This window comes from Amorphus sp. MBR-141, from assembly GCF_053628695.1.
In genome coordinates this window covers 1-10,348 of record NZ_JBRJGW010000053.1, presented here as the reverse complement: position 1 = coordinate 10,348, position 10,348 = coordinate 1, and the positions used below count along the sequence as shown (strand labels likewise).

The 10,348-nt window shown below is 68.5% G+C and carries 10 protein-coding genes and 1 pseudogene; 6 read left to right on the top strand and 5 right to left on the bottom strand.

Annotation, left to right across the window (positions count from 1 at the left end; translation table 11 throughout):
• Positions 1-253 precede the first annotated feature (253 nt).
• Positions 254-550, bottom strand: a pseudogene (gene tnpB / locus ACSSVZ_RS27335) (IS66 family insertion sequence element accessory protein TnpB); the annotation flags it as partial.
• Positions 547-1,008: a transposase gene (locus tag ACSSVZ_RS27330; RefSeq protein WP_453974028.1), complete on the bottom strand. Its 462-nt coding sequence runs from the start codon at positions 1,006-1,008 to the stop codon at positions 547-549. The gene ACSSVZ_RS27330 and the pseudogene tnpB, both read right to left, overlap by 4 nt.
• Before the next feature lie 430 nt (positions 1,009-1,438).
• Between ACSSVZ_RS27330 and ACSSVZ_RS27325 the strand changes: the two genes are divergently transcribed.
• The 6 genes from ACSSVZ_RS27325 to ACSSVZ_RS27300 all read left to right on the top strand — a co-directional run bounded on the left by ACSSVZ_RS27325 (position 1,439) and on the right by ACSSVZ_RS27300 (position 8,595).
• Positions 1,439-2,725 (top strand): cytochrome P450, encoded by a 1,287-nt coding sequence (locus ACSSVZ_RS27325; protein ID WP_453974027.1) that lies wholly within the window; start codon positions 1,439-1,441, stop codon positions 2,723-2,725.
• Positions 2,726-2,753: 28 nt separating this feature from the next.
• Positions 2,754-2,951: a ferredoxin gene (locus ACSSVZ_RS27320; protein ID WP_453974026.1), complete on the top strand. Its 198-nt coding sequence runs from the start codon at positions 2,754-2,756 to the stop codon at positions 2,949-2,951.
• 60 nt (positions 2,952-3,011) lie between these two features.
• The gene (locus ACSSVZ_RS27315) at positions 3,012-4,181 is read left to right on the top strand and encodes a TAXI family TRAP transporter solute-binding subunit (RefSeq protein WP_453974025.1); all 1,170 of its coding nucleotides are present in this window, start codon (positions 3,012-3,014) and stop codon (positions 4,179-4,181) included.
• Between the two features lie 107 nt (positions 4,182-4,288).
• On the top strand, positions 4,289-6,307 hold the full coding sequence (locus ACSSVZ_RS27310; protein ID WP_453974024.1) for a TRAP transporter permease: 2,019 nt from the start codon (positions 4,289-4,291) through the stop codon (positions 6,305-6,307).
• A 32-nt stretch (positions 6,308-6,339) separates the two neighbouring features.
• Positions 6,340-7,527, top strand: a complete 1,188-nt coding sequence (locus tag ACSSVZ_RS27305) for an NAD(P)/FAD-dependent oxidoreductase (protein WP_453974023.1) — start codon at positions 6,340-6,342, stop codon at positions 7,525-7,527.
• Positions 7,528-7,719: 192 nt separating this feature from the next.
• A complete protein-coding gene (locus tag ACSSVZ_RS27300; protein ID WP_453974022.1) occupies positions 7,720-8,595 on the top strand; it encodes an AraC family transcriptional regulator in 876 nt (291 codons plus the stop codon).
• A 299-nt stretch (positions 8,596-8,894) separates the two neighbouring features.
• Here ACSSVZ_RS27300 and ACSSVZ_RS27295 read toward each other — a convergent pair whose 3' ends face one another.
• The 3 genes from ACSSVZ_RS27295 to ACSSVZ_RS27285 form a co-directional block, all read right to left on the bottom strand.
• Positions 8,895-9,539 (bottom strand): DUF7168 domain-containing protein, encoded by a 645-nt coding sequence (locus ACSSVZ_RS27295; protein ID WP_453974021.1) that lies wholly within the window; start codon positions 9,537-9,539, stop codon positions 8,895-8,897.
• Between the two features lie 7 nt (positions 9,540-9,546).
• Positions 9,547-9,843, bottom strand: coding sequence for a hypothetical protein (locus ACSSVZ_RS27290; protein ID WP_453974020.1), 297 nt, complete (start codon positions 9,841-9,843; stop codon positions 9,547-9,549).
• A gap of 244 nt (positions 9,844-10,087) precedes the next feature.
• The coding region (locus tag ACSSVZ_RS27285; RefSeq protein WP_453974019.1) for a hypothetical protein at positions 10,088-10,348 on the bottom strand (261 nt) is incomplete at its 5' end.

Here is a 10,348-nt window from a genome sequence, read left to right as displayed (position 1 = left end):
CCGGCAAGGGCAACGACAAGGGGAGCGTCGAAGGTCTCGTCGGCTATGCCCGGCGTAACTTCATGGTGCCGATCCCGCAGTTTGCGACATGGCAAACCCTCCAGACCCGAGCCGGCTGCCCCGTGAGGCGCAGCCACGTGCATGAACTGCTGGCCGCGGCATTCGGCCACGGCTCCTGGGCCGCGTTCCTGAGCGAATCCGTGCTCGCCGATGCCGGCGTCGGATCGGCGCCCATCTCGGGCAGGCGCCGCCAGGGCAGCCCCACCACCAGCGCGTCGAACTGGGCCTGCGTCAGCGACAGTGGCCCCGATGCTGTCTCACCGAGCGGCCACTCGAAGCGCCCGGCGTTCAGCCGGCGCGCCGCGCACCACACGCCGAAGCCGTCGTGCACCAGCAGCTTCACCCGCGTGGCACGGGCATTGGCGAACAAGTTGCCGTGGTGGGCATGCGCCGCGCCCACGGTGGCCACCACCGCAGCCAGCAGGCGCTCGGCGCCCGCGCGCATGTCCACCGGCGCGGTGCACAGCCACAGCCGGTCGATGCGGATCACCGCACCAGCCCCGCAGCCACCTCGCGCAGCCAGGCCGCGCAGTCGCCTGCGGCCGACACCGGCCAGCGCACGCCCAGGCTGGCCCCACCGCGCTTGAGCTCGATGTCGATGGTGGCCTTGCATGGGGCCGTGGTCTGCGCGCCGCTGGCCGTGCGCGGGGCAGCGGCGGCGGTGCGGATCATCTCCACCGGCAGGAAGCTGGCATGTGCGGCGCGCAACGATGGCGCCGCTACAGTCGCCAGGGTTGTGGCCACGGCAGTGGACGCCGGGGCCGCAGTCGTAGCAAGGCCCGATCGCTTCAGACCTCGCCCGTGCCGCCACTTGCGCACCTGGTTCGCGTTCAGCCCGTGCGCCAGCGCCACCGCCGAGATCGACGCTCCAGGCTCATTGCACGCGGCGAGCACCGCAGCCTTGAGCTGTGCGTCATGGACTCGGCGTGGGGCAGTATTGGGATGCATAGGTGTCCACCAATCTTTTGGTGGACACCATCGTCAGGCACCCTCTGCCGCGAGGCAAGGTGGGGACGCAGGACGCTCACGCCCATCGGACGGCTGGAGCTGCTGGACATCCCCGGCCGCTGGGAGCACGCCGACGCCTTCGGCCGGGCCCGGCTGAGGGTGCCGGAGAGCACGCTGTAAAGAGGAGCCGGCGCTCCGGCAATGTCCCGCCGGCACCGAGATTGGACGAATCTTCAAGAACTCGCCGCCGGCTCCGCCTACCGTCGATACCTACACGACCCGTCAAGCAGATCGGCCTCGCCGACGCCTGGGCCCGCCGCGGCGCGCGTGCAGGCCCCCGCGCTCGGGCCGGATCCCGGCGCTTCCTGCACGCGCGGCAGCGGCCGAGCCGCACACACGGGCTCGTAGGCGCTACCTGGAGACCGTCATAATGAACGAACTTCCCGAACTCCACGCCGCCGGCGGCGAACAAGCCGACCCTCCGAGCGTCGGCCACGGCTGTCCCTGGCTGGCGGCCATGGCCGCGGGTCAGCCGCTGGCGTTCCCCATCCCCCGGACCAAACCGCTCGATCCACCGGCGGAGTACGCCGGTCTCAGGGCCGAGACCCCGTTCCTGAAAGTCAGGCTATGGGACGGCAAGGAGGCCTGGCTCGTGTCCCGCTACGAGCACTTCCGCGCCATCCTGTCGGACCCGCGCTTCAGCGCCGATATCACCCGGCCGAACTATCCGACCATTAGCGCCGGCATGGGCGTCGCCCGCGGCAAGTACCGCAGCCTGATCTCGATGGACCCGCCGGAGCACACCGTCCAGCGGCGCATGATCGCCGGCGAGTTCACCATCAAGCGGATCGAGTCGATGCGGCCCCGGCTGCAGGCGATCGTCGACGACCTGATCGACCGGATGCTGGCCCGCGGCGGCCCCGCCGACCTGGTGGCCGACTTCGCGCTGCCGTTCCCTTCGCTGGCGATCTGCGAACTGCTCGGCGTCCCCTACGCCGACCACGACTTCTTCCAGTCGCGCGCCCGGATCCTGGTGGCGCACACCACCACCACGGAGCAGGCCAACGCCGCTACCGTGGAGCTGTGCGACTATCTGCGCAGCCTGATCCGGGAGAAGGACAGGAACCCCACCGACGACATCCTGAGCCGACTGGTGGTGCAGAGGGTCCGCACCGGCGCGATGAGCGAGGAAGAGCTGGTCGGCCTGTCGCGCTTCCTGCTCGTCGCCGGCCACGAGACCACGGCGAACATGACCGCCATGGGCGCCCTCCTGCTGATGCAGCACCCGGAACAGCGGCAGGAGTTGCGAGACGAGCCGGAGCTGATGCCGCAGGCGGTCGAGGAGCTGCTGCGGTATCTGGACGTCACCCACCTCGGCCGGCGTCGCGTGGCGACTGAGGACGTCCGGCTCGGCGACCACCTGATCCGCGTCGGCGAAGGCGTCGTCGTGCTGAGCGTCTCCGCCAACCGGGACGAGGACGTCTTCGAGCGTCCCGACGAGTTCGACATCCACCGCGAAGCACGCCACCACGTGACCTTCGGCTACGGCGTCCACCAGTGCCTGGGCCAGCCGCTGGCGCGGGTCGAGCTGCAGATCGCGCTGGGCACGCTGATCCGGCGCATGCCCGGCCTGCGGCTGGCGTCGCCGATGGAGTCGCTGCACTTCAACGAAGACATGTTCATCTACGGCCTGCGGGCGCTGCCGGTGCAGTGGTAGCACCCGGCCGATCAGACGAGGAAAACCGATGAAAGCCGTTCTGGACCAAGACAAGTGCTGCGGCGCCGGCCATTGCGCGCTGAACGCACCGGAGGTGTTCGACCAGCGGGACGAGGACGGCGTGGCCTTCCTGCTCTGCGACGAGCCGCCGCCGGAGCAGCACGAGAACGTTCGTCGGGCGGCCCAGCTGTGCCCGGCGCTGGCGATTACCATCACCGGCGGCTGAGGCGGCCGGACTCCGTTCGGAATAACAAGGCGCGACACCGACCAAAGAGGAGAATGAGGAATGAGCTTCAAGACCAGGTTTGTCCTTCCGCTGTGCTTCGCGGTTTCCGCGATCGCCGCAGGCCATACCCAGGCGGCCGACATCGAGCTGCCGCAGACGCTGGCATGGACCGCCTACCCGACCGCGACCATCCCCTACAGCCAAGCGGTCGCCATCGGCAGCCAGCTGCAGAAGCACCTCGGGGTGCACCTGCGGGTGATCCCGGGCCGCAACGACTTCTCCCGGCTGTCTCCGGTGCGCTCCGGGCAGGCCCACTTCGGCGCCGCCGGCACCGAGGCGGTGTACGCCCAGGAGGGCATGATGGACTTCGCCAGCCCGGACTGGGGGCCGCTGCCGCTCCGGCTCGGCATGTACGCGGTGTCCGACGGCTGCGCCTACACGCTGCTGACCGCCAAGGACGCGAACATCCAGCACGTGGCCGACTTCAAGGGGAAGCGCATCGCCTGGATCAAGGGCGCGCCCTCGCAGGCCTATGCGATCCGCGCCATGCTCGCCTACGCCAACCTCGGCTGGGATGACGTGGTGAAGGTCGAGGTGAGCGGCTACCAGGCCGCCCTGGAAGCGATCCTGGAGGACCGCGCCGACGCCATGGGCAGCAGCTGCGTGTCCGCTGCGGCGCGGCAGATCGAGGCGTCTCCTCGCGGCCTGCGGATGACGGCGTTCCCGCACGACGACAAGCAAGCGGTCGCCCGCGTGCGCAACTACCTGCCCTGGTACGTGCCGCACGTGTCCACCGTCGGCGCCACCATCAGCAAGGAGCAGCCGCTGGACGGCTGGGCCGGTCCATTCCCGCTGCTGGTGACCATGGCGGAGCAGGACGCCGACCTCGTCTACAACATGGTCAAGGCCATCCACGTCTACTACGACGAGTTCAAGACCGGCGCTCCCGGCGCGAACGGCTGGAGCCTGGACCGCCAGATGTTCGCCGATACCTTCGTCCCCTACCACAGCGGCGCGGTCCGCTACTTCAAGGAAATCGGCATCTGGACGCCGGAGGCCGAGCGGCGGCAGCAGGAGAACCTGCAGCGGCAGAAGATCCTGAAGGAAGCCTGGGACGCCTACGTCGCCAAGGCGCCCAGCGATCCCGAGGCGTTCGCGCACGGCTGGATGGAAGCGCGCTACGCGGCGCTGACGAAGGCCGGCATGCCCACCATCGCGCGCGACTGGTAACAGACGCCCTCGCGGGCCGGCCGGCACCGGGTGCGGCCGGGCTGCAGCCTCACCGGCCTGGAGCAGCCGCATGAAACGCCCGCCGGGCGGCCAAGCAGGATCAGGACATGAAACAGAATGCGTCGGATGTCGGCGTCGAGCGGTCGATCGCCGAGGAAGTGCAAGACGTCCAGCGCTGTCGCAACTTGCCCCGCGGCTGGTCGGCGGCGATGGCCGCGCTCACGGTCACGGCGATCCTTCTGGCGATCAACCAGATCTTCGCACTCGGATTCTTCGTCGGCTACACCCTGTTCGAGAGCGCCTACCTCTACCTGGTCACGGGCGCCATGCTGTCCATGGTGTTCGTCTATTTCCCGCCGACGGCGCGGGCAAGCCGCAGCCGCGTGCCGTGGTACGACGTCGGCCTGGCGCTGCTGGCGCTCGGCCTGTTCGGCTACCTCGCCGTCAACGCCGACCGTATCGTCACGGAAGCGTGGGAATACACTGCGCCGGCCTACGCCCACCTGCTGGCGCTGCTGATCTGGGCGCTGATCCTGGAGAGCGCGCGCCGGACCGGCGGCTGGCCGATCTTCGTCGTCGTCCTCGTGATCTCGACCTATCCGATCTACGCCGACCAGATGCCCGGCATCATCAGCGGCCTGGCGACCGACGTCAGGAGCACCGCCGCGCTGCACATCTTCGGCGAGGAAAGCCTGCTCGGCATCGCCATGCGGGCGTTCGCGCTGCTGGTGTTCGGCTTCCTGCTGTTCGGCGTCGCCCTCCAGTTCACCGGCGGGGGGGCGTTCTTCATGCAGCTGGCGTTCGCCCTGCTGGGGCACTACCGCGGCGGTCCGGCCAAGGTCGCGATCTTCTCCAGCGGCCTCATGGGCTCGATGAGCGGCGGCCCGATCACCAACGTGCTGACCACCGGAACGCTGACGATCCCAGCCATGGCCCGGATCGGCTTCTCGCGGCGCTATGCGGCCGGCGTCGAGGCATGCGCGTCGACCGGCGGCGTCCTGATGCCGCCCATCATGGGCGCCGCCGCCTTCGTCATGGCCAACTTCCTGAACGTCGGCTACACGGAAATCGTCATCGCGGCGATCTTTCCGGCGCTGCTGTACTACTTCGGGCTGTTCATGCAGATCGACGCCTACGCGGCGCGCCAGGGCCTCGGCGGCCTGCCGCGGGAGGAGCTGCCGCGGCTGGGCCAGGTCCTGAAGAGCGGCTGGTACTTCATCCTGGTGTTCGTGCTGCTCACCTGGATGCTGGTCTACCTGCAGCGGCAGTCCACCGCGCCGTTCTACGCCACCGCCCTGCTCCTCGCGATCAACCAGTGCACCGCGCACCGGCTGTCGCTGCGGAAGCTGATGGCGCTGATCACGACCACCGGCGCGCTGCTCGCGGAGCTTGCCGGCCTGCTGGCCGGCATCGGACTCATCGTCGGCGCGCTGCAGATCACCGGCGTCGCCGGCACCCTGGCGAACGACCTGGTCTTCCTTGCCGGCGACAACGTGCTGCTGCTGCTGATCTTCGGCGCCGCCACCAGCTTCGTCCTCGGCATCGGCATGACGGTGACGGCCGCCTACATGTTCCTGGCGATCATCCTGGTGCCGGCGCTCATCCGCGCCGGGCTGGACCCGATGGCCTCGCACATGTTCGTCCTGTACTGGGGCATGCTCAGCTACATCACGCCGCCGGTGGCGCTGGCCGCGTTCGCCGCCGCCTCGCTGGCGCAGGAGTCGCCGATGAAGGTCGCCCTGGAGTCGATGCGGCTGGGGACCATCATCTACTTCATCCCGTTCTTCTTCGTCTTCAATCCGGCGCTGGTGATGCAGGGCCCGGCCTGGGAGATCGCGGTCGTGTCGACGACGGCCACCGCCGGGGTGGTGCTGCTGGCGGCGGGGCTGCAGGGCTACCTGCTGGGCGTCGGCCGCATCGGAGCCGGCTGGGCCGGCTGGCTGTCGCGCGGCTGCCTGGTCTGCGCCGGCCTCGCCTTCGCGGCGCCGGGCGGCGGCGCGATGGGCATCGGCGTGGTGCGGCTGGCCGCACTCGCGGCCCTGCTGACCGCAACCGGCGTCGGCGCCGCGCTCCTCAGCCGGCGCCGACGGCCGCTCGCGGCTGCCGCCCTGGCGGCCGGCGACTGAGCGGGCGGGAGCGGGACGAAGGAATGCCATCGATGGAAACACCGAACAGGATCGTCGTGGTCGGCGCGTCGGCGGCGGGCGTGAGCGCCGTCGAAGCCCTCCGCGCCGCCGGCTATGCCGGACGGCTCACGCTGGTCGGCGCGGAGCGCGGCCTGCCGTACGACCGACCGCCACTCTCCAAGCACCTGCTGGCCGGCGCCTGGGAGCCGGAGCGGCTGTTGCTGCGCCCCGCCGAGCGGTACCGGGAAATCGGCGTGGAGACGCGCTTCGGCATGCGCGCGACCGGGCTGGATCCGCAGCGGCGGACGATCGAGCTGGAGACCGGCGACGAGATCGCGTTCGACGGCCTGATCATTGCCACCGGCGCGAGCGCGATACGACTGCCGCTGCTCGACGGCCTTGGCGGCGCCTACCTGCTGCGGACGCTCGACGACGCCCTGGCGCTGCAGACCCTGTTCCGGACCGGGCCCCGGCTGGCGATCGTAGGCGCGGGCTTCCTCGGCGCCGAAGCGGCGGCGGTTGCCCGCAGCGCCGGGCTCGAGGTGACCCTGATCGACCCGGCCGCCGCACCCCTCGCTGTCCGCCTCGGCTCCGCACTGGGCGCGAAGGTGGCCGAACTTCATCGCGGCCACGGCGTGGATCTGAAGATGGGCGTCCAAGTCCGGGGCGCGGTCCGGTCCGGCAACCGGGTCGTCGGCCTCGAACTGAGCGACGGCACGACCTCCCCCTGCGACGCCGTCATCGTCGCCGTGGGGTCGCGGCCGGACGTCGACTGGCTGCGCTCCAGCGGGCTTCCGCTCGGCAACGGCGTCGAATGCGATTGCCGCTGTCGGGCCGCCGAGGGCATCTACGCCGCCGGCGACGTCGCCAGCTGGATGCACCGCGGGTACGGCGCGCGCATCCGCATCGAGCACCGGAGCAACGCCGCCGAACAAGCCGCCGTCGCCGCCCGTAACCTGCTCGGCGCGGACGAGGATTTCGTGCCGGTGCCGTACTTCTGGTCCGACCAGTACGACGTCAAGCTGCAGGCCTACGGCCTGTTTCCGCCGGGCGCGGAGGTTCACTATCTCCACGGGACGCCGGGCAGCGATTGCTTCGTCATGGCCTATACGCACGAAGGGCGCGTTACCGGCGCCGTCGGCTGGAACGCGCCGCGCCCGATCCGCGATGCCTACGCGATGCTCAAGGCGCAGATGACGCCTGAGAGCCTGTTTCGCTAGGCTCTACGCCATGCGGTGGACCGAATGGCATGGGAAGCACTCCGCCGCCGAGAGGGAGAGCACGAGAAGCACGGACCCGACGCCGTCGGTGCGGCGGAATCTCGGGCGGCACGGCGCGGGGCTTGATCCGCCGCCGGAACCGCGGAACCGTTCGACGCCGCGCGCAAGTCGCCGGTTGTAGGAGGCGAAACGATGTCACGGGCGATACGGCTGTACCAGGGCGCGTTGGGTCGGGTGGCCCTGCTGAGCATGGACAAGGCGCTGGCTGCGCACGCCCACTCGCAGTGTCACGTGCTCATCCGGGTCGGCGGCCCCGAGACTTCCTTCTGGGTCAACGACACCGCCCTGCTGATCAACGCCTTGGAGCCCCACTCCTACACCCACCCGCCGGGCGACGCGCCGTGGCTCGTGCTCGCCCTCTACATCGAGCCGACGTGGCTGTCCATGTTCGACGGCACGCTGAAGACCAGCGGCCTGCGGTCATTCTTCCCGCGAAACCGGGTGGCGATATCCGCCGAGCTCCGCAGGCAGATCGCCAAGCTGGTCGAGCGGGCCTGGTTCGAGGACGACGCGGATGTCGAACCGCTCGTGTTCGACATCATGATCGGCGTGATCCTGCGTTCCTCGCGCTGGCGGGAGCTGCGAGGCACCTCCTGCGAGCTGCCCGCGTCCGGCGATGGCCGCATCCGTCGGGCTCTGGAGGTGCTTGAGCTGACCAGTCCGGACAGCGTGGACATGGACCTCCTGATCCGCGAGTCCAGGCTCTCCCGTTCCCGTTTCTTCGAGCTGTTCAGACAGACTCTGGGGATAACGCCTCAGGTGTACCGCAACGCCCTGAGAACCAACGCCGCCACCGCGGCGCTCGCCCATCGGTGTACCTCGCTGAAGGAGCTCGCGCTCGATCTGGGCTTCGCCGATCAGGCGCACTTCACGCGCTTTCTGCGGGGACACCTCGGCATCACGCCCGGCGAGTACCGGCGGCAGGTGCGCCTCGTTCAGCGGCTGCTCGCCGACAAGCTCGATCAGTACGGCGACCGGTTGCGCCACGTCGAGCTTGCGGACCACTGAGCCGAACCGGTTCTGTGCGCGCCGACCGAACTTTGACCACCCGCGCCGACTGAACATTGACCAGGGGTGGAAGCCCGTCTCGTTCGAGGCGGGTTGTGGACAAGTCTACGGTATTCGGTGTCGTTCGCTCCGCGGTTGTCGTTGTCGATGGTGTGCGGGGCAATGCGGGCGGTCGCTGACCACGACTCTCTCATCGAGAAGATACTGCTTCTGCGCATGGCCTTCCTGAAGCGCCTTCGCACCTGGAAGCATTTCGGTCGCGGCTGGTCCGCGCGCGTCGAGGATGTCCTTGCGACCGGTCAGGCCTGGGCGCGCGGCTCGGTCGGTCCGGCCATCCAGTGGCACGACGGCGGAAGCGCAAAGGCACAGGTCGAGGACGCCAAGCGGCCCCCCTCAACGGCCGTCGCCGACGCCGCCGTCGGCGGTGGTGTTGTTGCCGGTGGCGGCGCCCAGGCGATCGCCGAGGCCCGGGATACGCTCAGCCGATCGACCATACCGTCGAGGAAAGGCCCGACCTTTCGACGGCGTGCGCGTTCACGAAGAAGAGCATAGCGCTGGTTCAGTTGCCGTTGTGATCGGAGCATCGCGTTGCGGCAGATCTCCAGGAGGTACTTCGCCACCTCAACCTCATGATCAAAGCCGAAGAAATCAATCGTATCGAGGTTGGCGCCCCTCGCGCTTTTCCAGTAGCGACACCCCGTTAAATCGGCGATCGCCGAGGCTACTTTCCAAAGACGCTCTCCGACGGCGTCGTTGTACGTTTCTCGATGGCGACGAAAGGAACTTTCTCGCACCTGGACCTCATCGAGAGTGAGGTTATATCGTTCAAGCATGTCGGCAGCTTTCGCCGCCGCAGCAATCGCTTCATCCTCGGTGCAGCCATTCTCGGTGGTCTTCGCCAAGAGAGCCCGGATTCGCGCTGAAATCTTCGCCTTGTCATGCATGGCCCGCTCACTTCTTCCGAGGCTTCGCCGAATGCGCAACGGCAACGGTGGTCGGGGTGTGGTTCCCCCTTTCAACCGGCCGCCGCCTAACCTCCCGGCCCTCAAGAACCTCAATCCGCCCGCGGAGGAGTCGGTTCTCCATTCGAAGGCGCTCGATCATCCGTTGCAGTTCCTCTGGCGTCTCCTGGATGAACTCTCGATAGTTCACAAGATATCTGGTCCGCCTCTTAAACATACGCAAGCAGTAGCTCGCGGCCAGACCAGTGAAGAAGAAACTAAATGCAATAGCGATGTCTGCGATCACTTTGCCGCCTCCCCCTTCCTCCTAACAGCGGCGAGGAAGTGATCATTCGGGACCTCGGGCGGCTGCCTCAAGAAAAGTGTTTCGCCTCCCCGGCCCTTCTCAGCCTGCTTGAGGGATATGAGCCGAAGCACATGGAGTTGCCGCTCAGTCACCTTGGGGAAGCCCGGTGGGAGCCCCTTAACAGAGACTATGCGCGGGGCGGCAGCTAGGCGCGCCAAGGCATCTTGCGTTGGATCGGGCGTCATCAGAACGGCCCCCCGTTGGCTCTGCTTTCGGCCATCAGCACCTCGACCTCCGGCAACTCGGATGCCCCCTGGAATCCAAGGGCGTAGAGCATGAGCTGGTAGTTCTCGATCGGCAGCCCCGTCGCGGGGTCCCAATACCGCTGCACGGGAACCGCGGCATCGTGAGAGGGCGTAGCCGACCAGAGTTTCCCGCTTGCAGCGTCAGCGATTTTTGAGAGAGAGTTCAGCCCGCCTTTCGGGCGCGGCTTTGGGCGAGACGA

Bases quoted from the DNA above. Each gene is read 5' to 3' on its own strand.
- ACSSVZ_RS27330 (WP_453974028.1), bottom strand. From the start codon at position 1,008: ATGCATCCCAATACTGCCCCACGCCGAGTCCATGACGCACAGCTCAAG.
- ACSSVZ_RS27325 (WP_453974027.1), top strand. From the start codon at position 1,439: ATGAACGAACTTCCCGAACTCCACGCCGCCGGCGGCGAACAAGCCGAC.
- ACSSVZ_RS27320 (WP_453974026.1), top strand. From the start codon at position 2,754: ATGAAAGCCGTTCTGGACCAAGACAAGTGCTGCGGCGCCGGCCATTGC.
- ACSSVZ_RS27315 (WP_453974025.1), top strand. From the start codon at position 3,012: ATGAGCTTCAAGACCAGGTTTGTCCTTCCGCTGTGCTTCGCGGTTTCC.
- ACSSVZ_RS27310 (WP_453974024.1), top strand. From the start codon at position 4,289: ATGAAACAGAATGCGTCGGATGTCGGCGTCGAGCGGTCGATCGCCGAG.
- ACSSVZ_RS27305 (WP_453974023.1), top strand. From the start codon at position 6,340: ATGGAAACACCGAACAGGATCGTCGTGGTCGGCGCGTCGGCGGCGGGC.
- ACSSVZ_RS27300 (WP_453974022.1), top strand. From the start codon at position 7,720: ATGTCACGGGCGATACGGCTGTACCAGGGCGCGTTGGGTCGGGTGGCC.
- ACSSVZ_RS27295 (WP_453974021.1), bottom strand. From the start codon at position 9,539: ATGCATGACAAGGCGAAGATTTCAGCGCGAATCCGGGCTCTCTTGGCG.